The sequence below is a fragment of the Jannaschia sp. M317 genome (genome assembly GCF_025141175.1).
Classification (GTDB): domain Bacteria; phylum Pseudomonadota; class Alphaproteobacteria; order Rhodobacterales; family Rhodobacteraceae; genus Jannaschia.
This window is the reverse complement of sequence record NZ_CP081155.1, coordinates 1638561-1657849: the sequence shown is the minus strand read 5'-3', so window position 1 is coordinate 1657849 and position 19289 is coordinate 1638561. Positions and strand designations below refer to the sequence as shown.

Here is a 19289-nt window from a genome sequence, read left to right as displayed (position 1 = left end):
GATTTATGCAACAAGGCCCCTTCGAACGCAAGGTGGCTTAAACGAGATCTTGGAGCGGCATAAAAGCGGGACAGGTCCAATTTGCGACATTCCGTCAAACAAGGTCAGGCAACAAATATCTTTGCGTGAGTCCGGAATCTTGGCTTCGACGTCCGTTTTTGGAGAGCCTGGCTCTCCTGACCCTGCTAGGCAGTGCGGTGAGAGGTGAGTGATGCGCTATTCCGGCTTCAAGGTAATCAAGGAGGCTTTGACGGGCCACCGCGGTTGGGCCCCGGTCTGGCGGGACGCAGCGCCCAAAGCGCAGTACGATATCGTCATCATCGGTGGCGGCGGGCACGGGTTAGCGACGGCACATTACTTGGCCAGCCGATATGGCCAGATATCTGTAGCGGTGGTCGAGAAGGGCTGGATCGGGGGCGGCAACGTCGGGCGCAACACCACGATCATCCGCTCGAACTACCTGTTGGATGGGAACGAGCCGTTCTACGAGATGTCGCTGAAGCTTTGGGAGGGGCTGGAGCAGGACATCAATTACAACGCCATGGTCAGCCAGCGCGGCATCCTGAACCTGATCCATTCCGACGCGCAACGCGACGCCTACGTGAGGCGCGGCAACGCGATGATCCTGCACGGCGCCGATGCCGAATTGCTGGACGTGGACGCCCTGCGCCGCGAGGCGCCGTTCCTCAACTTCGACGACGCGCGCTTCCCGATCAAGGGCGCGCTGGCGCAGCGGCGGGGAGGCACGGTGCGCCACGACGCTGTCGCCTGGGGCTATGCGCGGGCCGCGGACCGGCGCGGCGTCGATATCATCCAGAACTGCGAGGTCACCGGGTTCCGCATCGAAGACGGTGCAGTCAGGGGCATCGAGACCACCCGTGGGTTCATCGGTGCGGGCAAGGTCGGCGTGGCGGTCGCTGGTAATTCCGGCCGCGTCATGGCGATGGCCGGAATGCGCCTGCCGATCGAGAGTCATGTGCTTCAGGCCTTCGTGACCGAAGGGCTCAAGCCCATCCTGCCCTGCGTCCTCACGTTCGGCGCGGGGCACTTCTACGTCAGCCAGTCGGACAAGGGAGGGTTGGTGTTCGGCGGCGACATAGACGGCTATAATTCCTACGCCCAACGCGGCAACCTCGCCACCGTGGAAGACGTCTGCGAAGGTGGCATGGCCCTGATGCCGATGATCGGGCGGGCGCGGATGCTGCGGATGTGGGGCGGGGTGATGGACATGTCGATGGACGGCTCGCCCATCATCGACCGCACGCATATCGACGGGCTCTATTTCAACGGCGGCTGGTGTTACGGCGGGTTCAAGGCGACACCCGCCTCGGGTCTCGCCTTTGCGCATCTGCTGGCGACCGGCAGACCGCACGAGACCGCCACCGCCTACCGTTTGGATCGCTTCATGACGGGTCATATGATCGACGAAAAAGGGATGGGCGCGCAGCCCAACCTGCATTGAGGGGGCCGCGATGATCATCAATCACCCCCTGCTCGGCCCCCGTGACGCTTCGGAGTTCACCTATCTGGGCGACGCGTCCCTGATCGACCGGCCCGACGGCCTGACCGAGCCGCAAGCCTTCCACGACTACGCCTATCTGCGCGACAATCCGGCGGGCCTGCACCGGGAGCTGTGGTTCCACGGGCAAGGCGACCGATCCTGGTTGGTGGTAACACGCGACACCGTCACGCACGAGATCACCGACGTGCAACTGGCCCGCGACGTGGCCCGTGCGCAGGGGCGGTCGACATGAGCGGGTCCAACCGGCTGGCGGGCGGGCGGCTGGATCGGGCGCGCACGCTGACCTTCACCTTCGACGGCAAGACCTACACCGGCCACCCCGGCGACACGCTGGCTTCGGCCATTTTGGCGAACGGCGTGCGCCTGATGGGGCGCAGCTTCAAGTACCACCGGCCGCGTGGCCCCCTGACCGCCGGGTCGGAAGAACCCAACGCCCTCGTCACGCTGGGCCGCGGCGCGCGGGCCGAGCCGAACACGCGAGCGACGACGGCGGAGCTTTACGACGGGCTGGAAGCGCGCTCACAGAACGCCTGGCCGTCGCTGCGCTTCGACGCGCTGGCGGTGAACGACCGGCTGTCGCCGTTTCTGACCGCCGGATTCTACTACAAGACGTTCATGTGGCCCGCGTCCTTCTGGGAGAAGCTCTACGAACCGATCATCCGCCGTGCGGCCGGCCTCGGCGCGCTGTCGGGGGAACCGGACCCGGACAGCTATGACAAGGGCTTCCGCCACTGCGATCTGCTTGTCATCGGGGCCGGACCTGCGGGTCTGATGGCGGCGCTGACGGCGGGGCGCGCGGGGGCCGACGTGATCCTGGCGGACGAAGATTTCGAGATGGGCGGGCGGCTGTTGTCCGAACGCCTGGAGATCGGCGGCGCGCATGGTGCGGACTGGGCAGGGCGCACAGTCGCGGAACTCGCCACCTTGCCCAACGTCCGCCTGATGCCCCGCACGACCGTCATCGGGGCCTTGGACCATGGTGTTCACGGCGCGATCGAGCGGGTCTCGGACCACCTGCCCGCCCCCCTGTCCGGCAAGCCGCGACAGATCCTGTGGCGCATCACCGCACGCCGCACGATCCTGGCCGCCGGAGCCACCGAGCGCCCCATCGCCTTCGCCGACAACGACCGGCCCGGCGTTATGATGGCCTCGGCCCTGCGCAGCTATGCCAACCGCTTCGCCGCCACGCCCGCGCGACGCGTCGCCATCTTTACTTGCACCGACGACGGGCACAGGACAGCGACCGACCTGCACGCCAAGGGGATCAAGATCGCCGCCGTGATCGACATTCGCAACGATGCGCCGACGTCCCAAGACTACGAGGTTCTGTGCGGTGCGCAGGTTACCGGCACACGCGGGCGGCTGGGCCTGACCTTCGTTCAGGTGCGGCTGGCCGACGGGTCGAACCGGATGCTGGAGGTCGGCGCGCTCGGGCTGGCGGGCGGCTGGAACCCGAACGTCCACCTGACGTCGCACCATCGGGGCCGCCCGGCCTGGAACAATAACATCGCCGCCTTCGTGCCCGGCCCTGACCTGCCCGCCGGCATGACCGTGGCGGGCGCGGCAAACGGCGCGCTCTCGACCCACGGTGCCCTTTCACAGGGGCGCGCCGAAGCCGTCGCGGCCCTGTCCGATCTGGGCTTGCCCCCCACTGCGACGGACCTGCCCGAAACCGAAGACGCACCCGTGATGCAAACCACGTTCTGGCACGTCCAAGGCGTCAAACGCGCCTGGCTGGACCAACAGAACGACGTGACCGTCAAGGACGTGACGCTTGCCCACCGCGAGGGCTACGCCGCAGTCGAACACCTCAAACGCTATACCACGCTGGGCATGGCCACCGATCAGGGCAAGACCTCCAATATCGCGGGCCTTGCCATCATGGCCGAGCTGACGGGCAAGACGATTGCGCAGACCGGCACCACGATGTTCCGCCCGCCCTATACGCCTGTTCCCATCGCCGCATTCGCCGGACGTAGCACCAGGGCGCAGTTCCGGCCCACCCGCCTGACCCCGTCACACCAATGGGCCGACGAACGGGGTGCCGTCTTCACCGAAGTCGGCGATTGGATGCGGGCACAGTATTTTCCGCAGGCAGGCGAAACCCACTGGCGCCAATCCGTCGATCGCGAGGTCACGGCCACCCGCACCGGCGTCGGCATCTGCGACGTCACCACATTGGGCAAGATCGACCTGCAGGGCGCTGATGCGGCGACGTTCCTGAACCGCGTCTACGCCAACGGCTTCGCCAAGCTGGCCGTGGGCCGGGTGCGCTACGGCGTGATGCTGCGCGAAGACGGGATCGTGATGGACGACGGCACGGCGGCGCGGCTGGCCGAGGATCATTTCATCGTCACGACGACCACGGCCAACGCGGCCAGCGTCTACCGGCACATGGAATTCGTCGCGCAGTGCCTGGCCCCCGATCTGGATGTCACCCTGACACCCACGACCGAAGCCTGGGCGCAATTCGCCGTCGCCGGACCCAAGGCGCGCGACCTTCTGAGGCGCGTCGTCGATGACACCACCGACCTGTCGAACGACGCCTTTCCGTTCATGGCCTGCGCACCGGTCACGGTATGCGGCGGATTGCGGGCGCGCCTTTTCCGCATCTCCTTCAGCGGAGAGCTGGCCTATGAAATCGCCGTCCCCGCCCGCTACGGCGACGCGCTGATGCGGCGGCTGATGGAGGTGGGCGAGGACCTCGGCGTCACCCCATACGGGACCGAGGCCCTCGGCGTGATGCGTATCGAAAAGGGCCACGCCGCGGGCAACGAGCTCAACGGCACGACCACGGCGGCGAACCTGGGGCTGGGACGGATGGTTTCTGACAAGAAGGACAGCATCGGCGCGGTCCTGTCCCGGCGCGACGGCCTGAATGCGCCGGACGATCTGCGGCTGGTCGGCCTCTGGCCGGTCGATCCCACCGCGAAGGTCACCGCCGGCGGCCATCTGATGACGACAGACGGTCCCGTCGATGCGAAGCACGATCAGGGCTACGTCACCTCGGCCTGCCATTCACCGACGCTGGGCCACATGATCGGGCTCGGGTTCCTGAAACGGGGAGCTGACCGTATGGGCGAACGGCTTCGCCTCGTCTCGCCCCTCACCAATCTGACGGTGGAGGTCGAAGTCGTCTCGCCGCACTTCATCGACCCGGATGGAGGACGGCAACGTGCGTGACCTGACCCCGCTTTGCGCCCTGGGCACCACTGCGCCCCGGATCGACACAATCCGCAGCCTCACCCTGACCGAGCGGCTCGACCTGGCCCTGGCTTCGGTCACTGCGCGCAGGGGCCGGGTGTCGGACACGCGCGCGGCCATCACCGCCTTGATCGAGACCGATGCCCCCGCGCCGGGGCGCATTGCTGGTGGCCCGCTCCGCGCGATCTGGACCGGCCCTGACCAATGGCTGATCGAGGCCCCCTTCGCCACGCACGAGAATATCGAGCCGATCCTGCGCGTCGCTGTTGCCGACGCCGCCACCATCGTCGAGCAGACGGATGCCTGGGTCCGCTTTGACCTCGCGGGAGACGACGTTGTGCCGGTGCTGGAGCGTCTGTCGAACCTTGACCATGGGCGGATGACGGTCGGATCGGCCACGTTCACCACGATCCATCACCTGCGCTGCCTGCTGCTGCGCGACAAGGGTCGCGTAGTCCTCTACGGCCCGCGCGCCTCGGCCCAGTCCCTGCACCACGCTGTGCTCACGGCGATGGGCGCGGTCTAACCCGGCAACGGCAGATTCCCCTCGACCCGGAACCCGTTGATCCGCGTCCGATCCTCGGTCGGCGTCACGTCGAAGGCTTCCCGGTAGTGGGCGGTCATCGTCGCCAGATTGGCAAACCCAACGGCCCTAGCGATCGCACCTGTTCCGGTGTTGGAGTAGAGCACCATCTGCCGCGCCGCCCGCATCCGCATCCCCCGAAGATAGCGGCTGGGCCCGTCGCCCGTCGCGGTCTTGAACGCGCGGCGGATATGGCGGGAGGAGACGCCGACACGGGCTGCCAGATCGTCGACGGTCACAGGCTCGGACAGGTCTGCGGCCATGATCGCCACGCAGCGCGCAACGAGATCCGGCAGCGCCTCGTCCGCCGACGGCAAGGCATGGTGCGGCACCCGCTGCCGCACGCCCGCGCCGCGCATCTGGGGATGCTGGAACCAGCAAGCGACCTCATGCGCAACATCGCCGCCCAACTGCGCGTCGATCAAGGCCAGCGCGAAATCGAAGGCAGCAGCAGCCCCCGATACGGTTGGATGCCGCCGATCGCCGACGATCACGTCCGACCGCGCGTCCGCTTGCGGAAATTCCTGCCGGAACGCGGCTTCGTAGCACCAATGCACCGAGACTGGCCGAGCTGTCATCACGCCTGATCGCATCAGGGGAAACACCCCGCCGCTGACCGCGCCGACGCCCGTGCCGTGGCGGGCCAGATCACGCAGGATGGCATTCCCGGCTTTCGGATCGCGGAACCGCGATTGCGGCGCCCCGAGGAGCAGGAGCAGATCGAGCGGACCCGCTTCCCTCAATGCGGCTTCGGCCTCGAACCCGACCCCGGCGCTGGAGACGATTGGTCCGGCCGCTTCGGCCAACAGGGTCCAGGAAAAGACGCGCTGGCTCAAGATTTCGTTGGCAGCGCGCAGGGGCTCGATGGTCGAGGTCAGGCAGGACATCGGAAAATCGGGGAACAGCAGAAATCCGAGCCTTTGGTGGTCGCCAGCAAGGGTCCGGGCGGCGTTGCCGCCGCCCGGTGTCGTCGTCGTCACTGAAGCAGCGGGGCCAGCTTCTCGGCTGCGGCCTCGTTTACCCAGTTTTTCCAGGTCTCCCCATTCTGCGTCAGGTAGTAGACTGCCGCTTCTTCGGCCGAAGCACTGTTGTCATCCTGCCAGGCAAGCAGCGTGCTCAGGTCTGCGGACGTGAAAGTGATCTTGCTTACCAGATCGAAGATCTCCGGCTGGCGCTCGGCAAAGTCCGACGTCACCACCGTCAGTACCGGGGCCGCCGGATAGGAGGAGATACCGGGCGTCTCGCATTCCTCGGTCTGGTTGCAGGCGTGGATCTCCGCGTCATATGGCCCCATGTCGACGGCGACCATGTCATAGCGCCCCAGCACGGCGGTCGGCCCGTAGTAGTAGCCGAAGAACGGCTCCTTGGCTTCGTAGGCGGCGGCCATCGTCGCGGCCAGCGTCTCGCCAGACCCGTGGTCAAACACATCCATGCCCCGACCCTCGAAGTCGAACGCCTGGATCAGGTTGTCGTTGGCCGTGCGGCAACCCCAGCCCACGGGGCAGTTGTGGAACTGCCCACCCACCAGTTCGGGGTTGGCCAGAATGCCTTCGATGGTGGCCAGCTCGGGATGCGCCTCGACAAGATAGTCGGGCACCCACCAGTTCTCGGTTCCACCGTCCGAGAAGACGTTGGCGGCGGTCAAAACCTTCCCGTCGGCTTCCAGCTCGTTGTAGAGCGGGGCGGAGTTCACCCACAATTCCGGCACAATGTCGGGCTGGTTGTTCTCGGCCAGCGAGGTGACGGCGGACACCGTGGCCGACGGCACCAGTTGCACATCGCAGCCATAGCCCTGCGTCATCAGGAACTCGGTGATCTTGGTGATGATCGAGGCCGAGGCCCAGTTCATTTCGGCAAGGACGACTTCCCCGCACTGGTCCTGCGCGAAGGCAGGGGCGGCAAGCGTCGACATGGCGGCAGCGATTGCAATCTTCTTCATGGTAGTCTCCCAGGTTGATGTTGGTCATTTCTTCTCTTGATCGGGGCCGGGCGTGCCTTGGCACGGGGCCGGCCCAGATGACGGATGTCCTAGTCGTTGTCGGGTCGCGCACCGCCGGCTCGGGCGTGCGACGTCTCCGACGATGGGACAGTCGTTTTCAGGGCCAGGCGGTCCAGCCGGTTCCAAAGGGTATTCTCAATATCGGCGGGATGCGCGGCAGAGCCTACCAATTGGTCGGGTACATCGGCGTCTAGATCGAAACGCAGCGTGACCGGCCCCGATGTGCCATGCCCAAGCGCGCCGTCGGCGATATGAAGCCCGGTTACGGAAACCGTCGCGTGACAGACGCCTGCAATCTCGACCTCGATCACGGCGTCTTGCCATTCTGCCACCCGGGCCAGAAAAGGCAGGAGCAGCATTGGATCAAGCACCGGCCCCAGCAGGAGCGGCACGGTGCCCACACCTTCCGGCAAGGCCGTGAAGTCCGACAGCGCGATGCCCCCGCGCAATCCGCAGATCGCTCCGTCCGCAGGCCAAGCCCCCGGTGCGGGCGTGAACACGCCGCCCGTCGGGCCTTGCAGGCGCGACAGCACGACGTCGGCCCATGGCAGGTTCCGCCGCGCCAGCCAGACTGCCGCCGCACCACATTCCTCCGCGTCGCCCCAGGTCATCCCCGCTCCGCGCGCCGACCGCATCGTACCAGCCTCGACCTCGCTCCACGACAGACGCACCCGCCCCTTCGCCATCGGGACCGGCTGCCCCGCAAGGCGGGTGGGGTCATCGCCGGAAAGGATCAAACCGGGGCCGCCTGCAAAAGCTCGTCGGGGTAAGGAGCGCCTTGGAACAGCGAAATCCGCACCCAGCGGTCCGAGCGCGGGTCGAAGCGGGTTGCCCCGAAGAACGCCAGCTTGCAGCGCAGCATGTCGATGGGCAGCAGGTCCGCCGAGATGAGGTTGTCGCGAATCTCCGAAAACGGGCGGCCTCGCGTTATCTGTGCGCGGCGCACCATCAGGCGATGTTCCGGGGCCGCCAGCAGAAGTTGCGCAACCGGTGTATCGGCAGTGAACCCGTCCAACGCTTCGATCAGCGCAGCAGCCTGTCGTCCGATGTCCAGCGGCAGTTCCCGCTCCGCGCCCGGCTCCTCGTGGCGCTCGCCCAGACGCGGCTCCAGCTTGTCCTCCGAGACGTACCAGAATCGGGCGCATTCCGACGGGGCGGTGTAGTCCGGCATCAAGGCCCAGCCGTAGTTGGCGGCCATCACCTGCCGCAACACCCCGACGGACATCGCTCCGTCGATTGCGAACCCGGCAGACTCATCGGCACTCAGGCAACTCGCAAGACCATCGACCAGATCACCATGGGGTTCCAGCAGAATGGCAACGAGGGCCTCCTGCGCCTCTGCGGGAACGTTTGCCTCGGCCCAACGCCAGATCGTATCCCAGGGGTGTGGTCCGTCCGGCTCCCACTCCGCCCGCGCATGGGCCGCGATCCGGTCAAGCCCGGTGCGCAACTCCTTCAGGCGCAGGCCCTGCAATGGATGATCGCTCGTCCAGATCCGCGCGTTTTCCTGCGCTTCCGCGAGGGCCGTGCGAAAGTCCTTCACCTGTGCGGCGGTCGCCGCGGGTTGCGACCGGACACGCGCCAGCGCCTCCTCGCGCACCATCATCCAGCTGTTGAGCAACAGCGGATGCCGCACCAAAAACGGAGCCATGCCAAGGCCGGTCGAATTGCCGACGCCGAGGCCGGTCCGCAGTTCCGGGTCCAGAGAGACGGATTTCGCGCCGCCCTTCAGGCGCGCCAAGTGTTCCACAAGATCGACGGTGAAAGTGCGGATCAGCCAGACCGTCAGCATCTCGGCCTGGAACGGGGCGGCCAATTCGGGGCGCACCGCGATGTCACCGTGGCAAGCCGCCCCGAACTTGCCCGACCCGTAAACCGCCGTCGTCCGCATTAGGTAGCCGGTTTGCGCCAGCGCTTCGGCATCCGGTTGCCGCCCTTCCGACAGGGCCGTAACCACGTCGGCAAACAGGCGGACAGAACGGTTGGCCCGACTTAGCGTCAGCTCCTTCGCGGTCACACGGCCAGCTTCCTGAACGGGCACATTCGCCGCCAGCCGGCCTAGATCGTCCATGTCCGGCTCTCCGTCGAACAGCGTGAATGTGGCATCCCATGCCGTCGCGATCACCCGGTCCGAGCGTTGGTCGGGCGACAAGTCATGGCCGAAGGCGACCAGCGAATATGTCCGCTCCGGCCCATGGGCACGGTAGACTGCACGCCCTACCCCATCGGCGTCGAAATCGAACACCGGGCGATCAAAGGTCCATCCCTCGGCCTGCATCCGCCGCAACAGGACCCTGCGGAACGACAGGCGCGTCGGATGCGCCGCACCCATGCGCGACAGCCGCATCACGTCCGCCGGGTCCCGACGGAAGTTTGCCGCGTCCGGCACGGGGGACAGCGGCGCGCAGGTCATTCCGCGACCTGAGCCAGTTGCGACGTTTCGGCACCGAAACTGGCTTCGAAGAACCGCGCCCAGTTGCCGCCCATCAGGGCCCCGACCTCCTCGGGCGAAAACCCGACCTCGCGCAGGCCCGTGGCGATGTTGGGAAAATCGGCATTGGTTTCGAACCAGTCGGGCATCGGCGGGAAGCCGGGGGCGTCGGCGCTGCCTTCGCCATAATCGATGGTTTTGGTCCAGCGGCCCGTGCGCATCCATTCCACGATGCTGTCGGGCTGATCCTGGCACAGATCCGACCCGATCCCGAGATTGGCGACGCCGTAGGCCTCGGCGGCACGGGCGACCATTTCGCAGAACTCGGCTCGCGTGCAGGCCCCGCCATTTGCCATGTGATGCGGATAGAGCGAAAAGCCCAACATCCCGCCGGTCTGCGACAGCGCACGCAACACCGTGTCCGCCTTGTTGCGCAGCGCCGCATGCCAGGCGCGCGGGTTGGCGTGCGTGATGGCGATGGGGCGGGTCGACTGTTCGATCGCCTCCAGCGTAGACCGCTCTCCGGAGTGGCTCATGTCCACGACCAGCCCGACGCGGTTCATCTCCGCCACCACAGCGCGGCCCATGCGCGTCAGCCCGGTATCGTCATTCTCGTAGCAGCCCGTCGCGAGCAACGACTGATTGTTATACGTCAGCTGCATGAAGCGCAGGCCCAGCCGGTGCAGCACCTCCACAAGCCCGATGTCGTCCTCGATGCACGACGGGTTCTGCGAGCCGAAGAAGATCGCTGTGCGGCCCGTCGCCTTGGCCCGCGTGATGTCCTCGGCGGTGAAGCCCTGGAAGATCAGATCCGGAAACCGCTCGAACCAGCGGTTCCAGGCTTCGATGTTCAGGACCGTCTCGCGAAACGTCTCGTGGTAGGTGATCGTGACATGCACCGCATCGACGCCGCCCGCGCGCATCTGGCGGAAGATCTTCTCCGACCAGTTCGCGTATTGCAGACCGTCGACAGTCGGCGTCATTCCGGCACGCCCGCGAAGACATAGGCCGTCTTGACGGTGGTGTAGAACTCCGCCGCGTATTGCCCCTGTTCGCGCGGCCCGTAAGATGACGCACCCATGCCGCCGAACGGCACGTGGTAGTCGGTCCCGGCGGTCGGCAGGTTCACCATCAGCGTGCCCGCCCGCATGTTCGCCCGAAAATGGTTGGCCCGTGCCAAGCTGCGCGTCATGATCCCTGCGGTCAGGCCGAAGTCGCTGTCGTTGGCGATGGCCAGCGCCTCGTCGTAGCTGCTGGTCTTCATCACGCAGGTGATCGGCGCGAACATCTCCTCGCGATTGATGCGCATGTCGTTGGTCGTCTCCACGAAGACGGCGGGGGCCATGTAGTGCCCCTCGGTCGCCCGCTCCAGCTGGGTGCCGCCACAGAGCAACTCCGCCCCTTCGCTCTTGCCGACATCGATATAGCCGAGGTTGGCGTTCAGTTGATCGGCGCTGACGACGGGGCCGATCTGCGTTCTCTCCTCCAGCGCGTGCCCGACCTTCAGGGCCTGGGCCGCCTCGACCAGACGCTCGACGAACTGGTCATGCACAGCGTCGTGGACGATCAGGCGGGAGGCTGCGGTACATTTTTGCCCCGACGCACCAAAGGCCGCCCCGGCGGAATGGGCGACGGCAAGGTCCATATCCGCGTCGTCCATCACGATGATCGGGTTCTTCGACCCCATCTCCATCTGGATTTTCTTCATGCCGCCAATGGCCGCAGCGGCGATCCCGCGCCCCACGGGGACCGACCCGGTGAAACTGATGGCGTTCACGCCAGGATGTTCGACCATCGCCTGCCCGATCTCGCCGCCCGGCCCGACCAACATCGACAAGAGCCCCTCGGGGATGTCCTGCCGCGCGATCACGTCGGCCATGGCAGCGGCACTTGCGGGCGTCAGGCTCGCGGGTTTCCAGATGACGGCGTTGCCGAAGGCCAGCGCGGGTGCGATCTTCCAGGCGGGCGTGGCGACGGGGAAATTCCAGGGGGAAATGATGGCGACGACCCCAACCGGTTCGCGGCGCACGTCGATCTCGATTCCCGGCCGCGTGCTCTGGGCGGTATCGCCGATCTGGCGCAGGGCCTCGGCGGCGAAATAGGTGAAGAACTGTCCGGCGCGATAGACCTCGCCCTTGCCCTCGGCCAGCGGCTTTCCTTCCTCACGTGAGATCAGCGCGCCGATGTCGCCTGCACGCGCCATCAACTCGGTCCCTATGGCCATCAGCACATCATGCCGTTTCTGGATGCCGGCGGCCCACCATTCACGCTGCGCCCGGAGGGCCGCGTCCACCGCTTCGTCCAACTGGGCGCGGGTCGCCTGCGCGTGCTCTCCGATGACGTCCGAGAGATCGGAAGGGTTCACGTTGGCGAGCGTCCGCTCCGCGTCGATCCAACGCCCCGCGATCAGGTTCCGGGTTTCGATCTGTCCGCTCATGCGCCGTCTCCTTCGATCCGCGCCAGCAGCGCGTCGTCTACCGTGACCCCCTCCACGTCGATGCGGCGGCGGTTGTCCATGCGGCGCTGGCCCGGCAGGCGCGCGCCCTCCTGTTCCTCGATCGACGCGATCAGGCGGTCCATCGACGCGGAGAATGCGTCCCCCGCAAAAGCCGATGGATCGACAGCCAGGAAGAATTGCCCCGTGGCGGGCGGGCCTCCCTTGGGACCGGAGAACGGGCTGGCCTCGGCGCTCAAGTTCGCACCGGTCAAGGCGGCGGCGAAGATCTCGACCATCAGCCCGACACCGAATCCCTTTTGCCCGCCCGAGGGGATCATCGACCCCTTGAGCGCGGCATCGGCATCCGTCGTCTCCTGCCCGCGGGCATCCAGCGCCCAGCCCGGCTCGATCGCGCGGCCCTCGCGGCTGCGCAGCAATATCTCGGACTTGGCGATAGCGCTGGCGGATTGGTCCAGCACCAGGCGCGCGCCCCCCGTGCCGTCGGGCACGGCGATTGCAAACGGGTTGGTCCCGATCACCGGCCGTTTGCCCCCGGTGGGCGCGATGGAGGCCGGCGCATGGGTGAAGCAAAGACCGATCAGGCCATCCTCGGCCAGCCGTTCGGCGTGATGACCCAGGATGCCGCAATTGTACGAATTGTTGATGCTGAGCGCCGAGACCCCGCAGGCGCGCGCGGCATCGGTGAATGCAGTCCAACCCGCGTCGATAGCGGGGTGCGCAAAGCCGTTCGCCGCGTTCACGCAGACGGCTGCGGGTCGGGGCGTCGTCACGGCCGGCACGGCGCTTGACGCCACCTTGCCGCATTCCAGGTGTTCCGCATAGATCGGCACATAGAGTAAGCCATGGCTGCGCAAGCCGTCCCGCTCCGCGCGGCGCGTCGACCGGGCCACGGAGGCTGCGGCTTCCGAAGACGCCCCCGCCTCAACCAAGCGGCGATGGGCCAGCTTTTCCACATCGTCCAGCGTGAATATCTTGCTCATGAATGAGGTCCCCCGACCTGCATCATGATCATTGCATCGATTCAGGCAATCTTGTATTTCTTCACTTATATTAAATTTTTCTGAAATTCTCCGGCATCATGATCAAATTCGACAGCATCCGCGTCTTCACGACTGTCGCCCGACACGGGAGCCTGAAAGGGGCGGCCGAAGAACTGGGACGAACGCAATCAGCGCTTTCAATGACGTTGAAGCAGCTGGAAAGAGACCTTGGCAGCGCGCTCTTCGAGACGGATCGCAAACGAGATCTGACCGATCTCGGCCAGTTCGTCCAAGGTGTGGGCGACCGCATGGTGCAAGATCACGATGTCGGTCTGGCCACGATCCGGGCCTATTCCCGCGGCGAGGCGGGGCAACTGCGGATCGCGTCCGTCCCTTCGGTCGCGGCACTGATATTGCCGGACCTGTTGTCGTCTTTCATGAAGGTCCACCCGGACGTGCGCGTCGACCTCATGGACAGCGATAGCGCGGCAGTCCGAGAAGCGGTCGCTTCCGGTCATGCGGACATCGGTCTTGCCGACAATTCGATGGAGAACACCGGCATTCGCTCGCGACCATTGTTCAGCGACGCCTTGTTCGTGATCTGCAAGCCGACGGACGAGCTGGCCAGCCGCCACGCGGCATTGACCTGGGCTGACCTTGGATGTGGCACCTTGATCGTGAACGAGACGATCCGGTCCGTCGGCTTGGACGAAACAACAAAGCTCGTGGCGGGCAGCCGTATTTCCGCTCGCAATAACCTGTCCTTGCTTGCCATGGTGGCGTCCGGTGCGGGCATCACGGTCTTGCCAGGCCTTGCAACGCGGTCGCTGCCCGAGGCGATCGTCGCTTTGCCGATGACCGGCTCGGGCACGACGCGAACCATAAGCTTACTGACCCAACGGTCCCGAATGGAAAGTCCCGTCATCAGCGCATTCTGCCGACACACGGAAGTGACATTGCCGGGTGTCGGACGAGCTTTAGATCTTCGCGTTCACGTGTGACCGGTGCCGTGCTTCCAGAGACGTCCCTACCCGAAGTGCCGCTCCGGCCACAGGCCAAGCGGCCGCCGCAGCCACGCTCATTCCATAGCTCAATTAACGGACCGGCTCGAAGCGAACTTCGGAGGTGTGGCCGCCGTGAGCGAGTAGGACGCTTGGCTTGCGACACCGGCGGGGCTTTGTTGCACAAATCTGGGGGTGAGCGCACTTCCCCTTTCCCCGGACGGAATTAGCCTACGGCCTCAGTAACAGGTATGCCAAGAGCGGTGTACTTGTTGAGGACGGCAACACGGATTTGGATTTCTGCGATCTGGCGGTCGAAGTCCCGCGCCATGAGGCTCTGCCCCAGCAACTTCACACAATGCATCTTGGTTTCGACACGACTTCGTCGGTGGTATCCGCTCCATCCATTGCCCGGCAGGCGCATCCGAAGGATGCTGCCGAGAGGGGTCGCCAGATTGCGCGGCCGAGGTATCGCGATGCGTTGACGGCCTCGTTGCGGGCTATGGCACCGGCGCTGCTGGGTTTCCAGGGCTTGGCGTTCTTGCGCGGAGGGATGACCGCATGGGCATTCCGGGCAGCAATCGCATCATGGCATTTGCGCGTGTCACAGGCCCCGTCGGCGGTCACTGACCCGATGGTCTGATCGGTTGGGATTTGATTGAGCAACTCTGACAGTATTGGCGCGTCACCGACATTGCTGGTGGTGATTTCGACGGCGCGAACTTCCAGCGTTTCTTCGTCGATCCTGATGTGTATCTTGCGCCAGATGCGGCGCTTTGGGCCGCCATGCTTGCGGGCGTTCCCCTCGCCTTCACCCTCAGCCTTGATGCCGGTGCTGTCGATGAGGAGGTTCAGTGGGCCGGTGCCGCCGCGAAAGGGTAGGCTCACGTCCAGGGTTCTCTGACGCCGACAAAGGGTGCTGAAATCCGGTACGGCCCAGTTCAGGCCAGCCAGCCGCAGGAGACTTTCAACGAAACCTGTGGTCTGCCGGAGCGGCATCCCAAAAAGAACTTTCATCGACAGGCAAGTCTGGATGGCCGCATCACTGAATTGCTGCTGTCGACCACGCTTACCGCTTGGCGGAGGCACCCAGATCATCCCGGGATCAAACCAGATTGAAAGCGATCCGCGTTGCCTCAGTGCGGTGTTGTACGAAGGCCAGTTCGTGGTCTTGTACTTCGTTTGCGTCCAACTGCTCACGCCCTCCATCTATCACACTGGATTCAAAAGATGAATCCCCTCAACCGATTTGCGCAACAAAGCCCCTTGACGGTTCTCTGCCAGACCCCTGCGGCCTTCATGGGCTTCACCAGAGACGCCGACAGTGCGTTTGCGTTGCGCTGATGCGCATACCTTGGGAACACGTCCATAGCGCCCTGCGCGGCCGTCTGTTGGCGCTCACGCATCATTGCCAGAGCGGACCCAGCCAAAGGCTCACGCCGCCGCCGCTGACTTTTCTTCAATCTGCGCCGCCCGTTCGGCTTCACCTCGAAATGCGGGGTCGGGTCGTCCAGATGCACCTCGCCCCATTGCAGACCCCGCGCCTCATCGGGCGACAGGCCGGTGAACATCATCAGGTGCCAGATGCCTTGCAGGTCGTCGTTCGACCGGGCGATGGCCGGGCGCACCTTGCGGATTTCCTCCAAAGTCAGCGGATACCGCTTGTCCTCGCCAGCCGTGCCGTCATCTTCCGGCAGTTCGATCCCGTTGAACGGGTTGCGCCAGTTCGGCAGGTCGAAGCGGCGTTCGGCATGGTTCAGAACGGCCTTGATGGTCGTGATACGCCGCCGGACGGTGCTTAGCGAGTTTCCCTTGACCGTGAGGCTATCCCGAAAGGCATAAGCGGCGGTCCGGTCTACAGCGGCAATCGTCGGGTCTGCCTTGCCCAAGACTTCCCCCAGCGCGGCGACCACCAGTCCGACTTGTTTCTCGATGTCAGGATAGTTCGAGCGCCCTTCACGATCCCGAAGGTATGCCTTGACCGCTTCGGACAGCGGTATCGGCGGGCGCTCGACCCCGAAATGCTGCGCCTTCGCCAGCAACTCGAAAGGCGTAGCGGCCTTTCCTTCGCCAAACTTGGCACGGGCTTGCTGCAGGGTCAGCTTATCGGCCTCTGCCAGCGCGGCTGCGGTGAACGCATCGAAGCGACCGCCCTCTAGCTGATAGTCCACCGGGCCGATCCGCATGGCATCGGGGCCGACCAGCCCTGCGCCACGGCGGCATCCCGGAGAAGTTCCCATTGGGCTTGCTCAAGGGTCTTGCCTTCGGCCTTGGACCGTATGGCCTCGAACCGCGCGTTAGCTTCCTTCCACGCCTCTACGATCTCCGCCGGATCGCGCGTTTTGAGCGACCACTCGACCGCAGACTTCCCCAGAAGGGCCTTCATCGGGGCCGAGGTAACACGCCGACGATACTTGGCGCTGCCGGTTGCGGTCATCTTGAGGTGCGGCAAATCCATCGTGATCCTCATGGCGCTACACCCGATCCTGTGTAGCGTTTGTGTAGCGTTTTCCCGCTAACCCATGAAAATATAGCAATATCAAGGAAAATTGGCGCCCCCACACGGACTCGAACCGCGGACCTACTGATTACAAACCGCGATCTGCCCAATTCGCCTACCTACCCTGCCCTACGCTAAATTACTGTATTTGCTTCCTAAATATTGACGGCCGCTGCGCCTCTCTCCTACCGCTTTCTCCACGATTTGCTTCCGGGAGCTTCCTATGCGCTTCCAAATTGGAGGCTTTAAACCGGGAAGATCGCGCCATGCCGAAGCTGACCAAACGCTTCATTGATAGCCTCAAGCCGAAGGCGAAGGACTACTTCGTATGGGACAGCGCAGTAGTCGGGTTCGGTGTTCGGGTGGCCCCGACCGGGACGCGCACGTATCAGGTCCAGTATCGCCACGGCGCGCGCACACGTCGGAATGCGCTCGGGCAGCACGGTGTCCTTACTGTGGATCAGGCCCGGGCCAAAGCGCGCGAGATGCTCGGACAGGCGGCGACGGGCGCGGACCCGATTGAAGAGATCGCGCTGTCCCGCCTCGCGCCGACCGTTTCGGACCTCTGCGACCGGTTTCTTGAAGTTCACGTTGCCGAACGGTGCAAGCCTGCGACGGCCCGTGATTATCGAAGCTCGATCCGCCGGATGATCAAGCCGACCCTCGGGACCTTCCGGGTCAGCGATGTGCATCGCAAGGACGTGGCCAACCTCCACTACCGCTTTCGAGGGACGCCGATACAAGCCAACCGGATGCTCGCCGTCCTGTCGAAGATGTTCAACTTGGCCGAGATGTGGGGGCTTCGGGATGATGGTACCAACCCATGTCGCCATGTTCCGAAGTATAAAGAGAACCGGCGCGAGCGGTTTCTGAACCAAGACGAGATCCAAAGGCTCGGCGATGTTCTGAGAGACGCCGAGCGGGACGGTTCCGAAAGCCCCCATGCCGTCGCAGCCTTCCGACTTCTTCTGCTGACCGGCTGTCGTCTGTCCGAAATCCAGACGCTTCGTTGGGAGTGGGTCACGACGCGCGGCATGGAGTTGCCCGACACGAAAACGGGGCGGCGGTGCATCCCGCTCCCAGCCGCAGCGCGCGATCTGCTGGCCGCAAAACCTCGCACGGTGGGCAATCCCTTTGTGATCGAGGGCAAGTTTGCCGACACCCATGTGACGGACCTTCAACACCCGTGGCGCAGGCTCCGGGCGAAGGCCGGGTTGGATGACGTGCGAATTCACGATCTGCGCCATACCTATGCCTCCATCGCCGTATCAGGTGGGATGCCGATACAAATGGTGGGCCGGTTGCTGGGACATACACAGATGCAAACGACGATGCGCTATGCACATCTTGCCGATGATCCGGTCCGGGATGCTGCCGAGGCCAACGCGACCGCGATAATCGCAACCCTCGGGAACGCGTCTATCGCGAAACCTTTCCTCAGGGTGGTGAAATAAGAGCCATAACCATGCGATATGATCCCCGCGAAATCGAGGTCCACGACTTTGAGCCATACAATCAGGACCATTTCGCTTGGCTGCGCGAAACGCTCAAACTGACGGAGGCCGAAAGCGTTGCTCTGGAAGCAGGTTTGAAAAGCGCGGCCAAGGACTGGAAGTATCGGTGTCTTGGGCTGGGCCGTTTGTCTGCAGCTGAGACGAAGGCGTTCACGAAGCTTTCCAAGGCATTGGCCGCGACGGTCGAGTCTCTGAAAGATGTCGAGCTGGACAGTTGGCGGCGGCTTCAGAGTTGCCACGCTGCCCACCTTGGCCATCAGTACAGCGCGAACCTGAGCTTTTCGAACGATGATGACTGGCGGCCTGATGTATCCCTGACACTGGAATACGATCCGTCCGATCTTCACCGTCGCGGTTCTTATGATCTGGACGAACTGAACGTGGTTCTCGACAACCTTTTGTCCGTGGTCGATATCGGAACCGTTCGATGGTCGGGCCCTCGCGGGCCGAAACCAAACGACGACCTGCCACCATGGCTTCGCAGGATAGCATGGGTCTGGGAGAAGGACGTTGGCCGTCGCTTCACGCGCCAGTTTCACGGGGACGGTGAACCGATTTCGGAAGCTGCCGTTCTGTCTCTCTACGCTTACCGCGTTCTCGACCCGTCGATCCGCTCGTCCGATATCGACCGGGAGATGAAAGAGGTGATCCGCGTGCGCAACGGCGGAGAATGGCGCGCCTAGCGACGCAGCTGGGAGAGTTGTAGCCCCCATATGGCGGAAACTCTCCCAGCGTCTCAACAAGACGAAACGGTCGCAGTTTTCTAGCGTCCCCACATCGCAACCTAGCGGAGTGGAGACAATGCGCCTCGTCGGCCAAGAGCCCCAGATCGACCCAAACCAGATGCTGACAGAGGTGCAGGTCGCGGACCTCGTGTGCCAGTCTGTGCGAACGCTCCAGAAATGGCGCGTCACGGGCCAAGGCCCCGCTTTCTATAAGCTCGGCCAATCCGTCCGCTACCGCTACGCCGAAGTCCAAGGCTGGGTCGCCAGCAGACGGGTGAAGCACACGACGGAGGCACAACGCTTCGCTTGCGGCGACGGGCGGCAGGCGGGACGCGATGCCCGCGCTTGCGCGGGCGCGCGGCCCGACTGACG

Annotated in this window: 17 protein-coding genes and 1 pseudogene; 8 read left to right on the top strand and 10 right to left on the bottom strand. The window is 64.7% G+C overall.

All coding sequences use genetic code 11. The features are described 5' to 3' along the window. Positions 1 to 211: 211 nt before the first annotated feature. From K3551_RS08535 to K3551_RS08520, 4 genes are read left to right on the top strand one after another with little or no spacing between them, the layout of a single operon-like run. The gene (locus K3551_RS08535; RefSeq protein WP_259919195.1) at positions 212 to 1462 is read left to right on the top strand and encodes a sarcosine oxidase subunit beta family protein; all 1251 of its coding nucleotides are present in this window, start codon (positions 212 to 214) and stop codon (positions 1460 to 1462) included. A 10-nt stretch (positions 1463 to 1472) separates the two neighbouring features. Then, positions 1473 to 1754 carry a sarcosine oxidase subunit delta gene (locus K3551_RS08530; RefSeq protein WP_259919193.1) on the top strand — a complete coding sequence of 94 codons (282 nt, stop codon included), beginning with the start codon at positions 1473 to 1475 and terminating at the stop codon, positions 1752 to 1754. Continuing rightward, entirely contained in the window at positions 1751 to 4705 is a 2955-nt protein-coding gene (locus tag K3551_RS08525; RefSeq protein WP_259919191.1) for a sarcosine oxidase subunit alpha family protein, read from the top strand. Before K3551_RS08530 ends, K3551_RS08525 begins: the two co-directional genes overlap by 4 nt. Then, positions 4698 to 5252 carry a sarcosine oxidase subunit gamma gene (locus tag K3551_RS08520; protein WP_259919189.1) on the top strand — a complete coding sequence of 185 codons (555 nt, stop codon included), beginning with the start codon at positions 4698 to 4700 and terminating at the stop codon, positions 5250 to 5252. Before K3551_RS08525 ends, K3551_RS08520 begins: the two co-directional genes overlap by 8 nt. Here the strand turns inward: K3551_RS08520 and K3551_RS08515 are convergent. The 7 genes from K3551_RS08515 to K3551_RS08485 form a co-directional block, all read right to left on the bottom strand. Continuing rightward, on the bottom strand, positions 5249 to 6289 hold the full coding sequence (locus K3551_RS08515) for a GlxA family transcriptional regulator (RefSeq protein WP_259919187.1): 1041 nt from the start codon (positions 6287 to 6289) through the stop codon (positions 5249 to 5251). The two genes, K3551_RS08520 and K3551_RS08515, sit on opposite strands and share 4 nt — an antisense overlap. Then, complete coding sequence (locus tag K3551_RS08510) at positions 6286 to 7248, bottom strand: ABC transporter substrate-binding protein (protein ID WP_259919185.1); 963 nt, start codon at positions 7246 to 7248, stop codon at positions 6286 to 6288. The genes K3551_RS08515 and K3551_RS08510 overlap by 4 nt, the downstream gene beginning before the upstream one ends. 89 nt (positions 7249 to 7337) lie before the next feature. Next, on the bottom strand, positions 7338 to 8045 hold the full coding sequence (locus tag K3551_RS08505) for a DUF3726 domain-containing protein (RefSeq protein ID WP_259919183.1): 708 nt from the start codon (positions 8043 to 8045) through the stop codon (positions 7338 to 7340). Next, positions 8042 to 9721, bottom strand: a complete 1680-nt coding sequence (locus K3551_RS08500; protein ID WP_259919182.1) for a hypothetical protein — start codon at positions 9719 to 9721, stop codon at positions 8042 to 8044. The genes K3551_RS08505 and K3551_RS08500 overlap by 4 nt, the downstream gene beginning before the upstream one ends. After that, positions 9718 to 10722 carry a dipeptidase gene (locus tag K3551_RS08495; protein WP_259919180.1) on the bottom strand — a complete coding sequence of 335 codons (1005 nt, stop codon included), beginning with the start codon at positions 10720 to 10722 and terminating at the stop codon, positions 9718 to 9720. Before K3551_RS08495 ends, K3551_RS08500 begins: the two co-directional genes overlap by 4 nt. Next, positions 10719 to 12176 carry an aldehyde dehydrogenase family protein gene (locus tag K3551_RS08490; protein ID WP_259919179.1) on the bottom strand — a complete coding sequence of 486 codons (1458 nt, stop codon included), beginning with the start codon at positions 12174 to 12176 and terminating at the stop codon, positions 10719 to 10721. The genes K3551_RS08495 and K3551_RS08490 overlap by 4 nt, the downstream gene beginning before the upstream one ends. Beyond that, positions 12173 to 13177, bottom strand: coding sequence for an Ldh family oxidoreductase (locus tag K3551_RS08485; RefSeq protein WP_259919178.1), 1005 nt, complete (start codon positions 13175 to 13177; stop codon positions 12173 to 12175). Before K3551_RS08485 ends, K3551_RS08490 begins: the two co-directional genes overlap by 4 nt. Positions 13178 to 13275: 98 nt before the next feature. Between K3551_RS08485 and K3551_RS08480 the strand changes: the two genes are divergently transcribed. After that, on the top strand, positions 13276 to 14178 hold the full coding sequence (locus tag K3551_RS08480; RefSeq protein WP_259919177.1) for a LysR family transcriptional regulator: 903 nt from the start codon (positions 13276 to 13278) through the stop codon (positions 14176 to 14178). A 226-nt stretch (positions 14179 to 14404) separates the two neighbouring features. Here the strand turns inward: K3551_RS08480 and K3551_RS08475 are convergent. The 3 genes and pseudogenes from K3551_RS08475 to K3551_RS08465 all read right to left on the bottom strand — a co-directional run bounded on the left by K3551_RS08475 (position 14405) and on the right by K3551_RS08465 (position 16636). Continuing rightward, positions 14405 to 15387, bottom strand: a pseudogene (locus tag K3551_RS08475) (IS5 family transposase). 14 nt (positions 15388 to 15401) lie between these two features. Next, positions 15402 to 16349 (bottom strand): tyrosine recombinase XerC, encoded by a 948-nt coding sequence (gene xerC, locus K3551_RS08470; protein WP_259919176.1) that lies wholly within the window; start codon positions 16347 to 16349, stop codon positions 15402 to 15404. Beyond that, on the bottom strand, positions 16334 to 16636 hold the full coding sequence (locus K3551_RS08465) for a hypothetical protein (protein WP_259919175.1): 303 nt from the start codon (positions 16634 to 16636) through the stop codon (positions 16334 to 16336). The genes xerC and K3551_RS08465 overlap by 16 nt, the downstream gene beginning before the upstream one ends. A 308-nt stretch (positions 16637 to 16944) precedes the next feature. Between K3551_RS08465 and K3551_RS08460 the strand changes: the two genes are divergently transcribed. The 3 genes from K3551_RS08460 to K3551_RS08450 all read left to right on the top strand — a co-directional run bounded on the left by K3551_RS08460 (position 16945) and on the right by K3551_RS08450 (position 19287). Beyond that, the gene (locus K3551_RS08460) at positions 16945 to 18132 is read left to right on the top strand and encodes a site-specific integrase (protein ID WP_259919174.1); all 1188 of its coding nucleotides are present in this window, start codon (positions 16945 to 16947) and stop codon (positions 18130 to 18132) included. Between the two features lie 11 nt (positions 18133 to 18143). Then, on the top strand, positions 18144 to 18875 hold the full coding sequence (locus tag K3551_RS08455; RefSeq protein WP_259919172.1) for a hypothetical protein: 732 nt from the start codon (positions 18144 to 18146) through the stop codon (positions 18873 to 18875). Between the two features lie 118 nt (positions 18876 to 18993). After that, positions 18994 to 19287, top strand: coding sequence for an AlpA family transcriptional regulator (locus tag K3551_RS08450; protein WP_259919169.1), 294 nt, complete (start codon positions 18994 to 18996; stop codon positions 19285 to 19287). The last annotated feature ends 2 nt before the right edge of the window (positions 19288 to 19289 follow it).

Bases quoted from the DNA above. Each gene is read 5' to 3' on its own strand.
- K3551_RS08535 (WP_259919195.1), top strand. From the start codon at position 212: ATGCGCTATTCCGGCTTCAAGGTAATCAAGGAGGCTTTGACGGGCCAC.
- K3551_RS08530 (WP_259919193.1), top strand. From the start codon at position 1,473: ATGATCATCAATCACCCCCTGCTCGGCCCCCGTGACGCTTCGGAGTTC.
- K3551_RS08525 (WP_259919191.1), top strand. From the start codon at position 1,751: ATGAGCGGGTCCAACCGGCTGGCGGGCGGGCGGCTGGATCGGGCGCGC.
- K3551_RS08510 (WP_259919185.1), bottom strand. From the start codon at position 7,248: ATGAAGAAGATTGCAATCGCTGCCGCCATGTCGACGCTTGCCGCCCCT.
- K3551_RS08500 (WP_259919182.1), bottom strand. From the start codon at position 9,721: ATGACCTGCGCGCCGCTGTCCCCCGTGCCGGACGCGGCAAACTTCCGT.
- K3551_RS08495 (WP_259919180.1), bottom strand. From the start codon at position 10,722: ATGACGCCGACTGTCGACGGTCTGCAATACGCGAACTGGTCGGAGAAG.
- K3551_RS08490 (WP_259919179.1), bottom strand. From the start codon at position 12,176: ATGAGCGGACAGATCGAAACCCGGAACCTGATCGCGGGGCGTTGGATC.
- K3551_RS08485 (WP_259919178.1), bottom strand. From the start codon at position 13,177: ATGAGCAAGATATTCACGCTGGACGATGTGGAAAAGCTGGCCCATCGC.
- K3551_RS08480 (WP_259919177.1), top strand. From the start codon at position 13,276: ATGATCAAATTCGACAGCATCCGCGTCTTCACGACTGTCGCCCGACAC.
- K3551_RS08465 (WP_259919175.1), bottom strand. From the start codon at position 16,636: ATGGATTTGCCGCACCTCAAGATGACCGCAACCGGCAGCGCCAAGTAT.
- K3551_RS08460 (WP_259919174.1), top strand. From the start codon at position 16,945: ATGCCGAAGCTGACCAAACGCTTCATTGATAGCCTCAAGCCGAAGGCG.
- K3551_RS08455 (WP_259919172.1), top strand. From the start codon at position 18,144: ATGCGATATGATCCCCGCGAAATCGAGGTCCACGACTTTGAGCCATAC.
- K3551_RS08450 (WP_259919169.1), top strand. From the start codon at position 18,994: ATGCGCCTCGTCGGCCAAGAGCCCCAGATCGACCCAAACCAGATGCTG.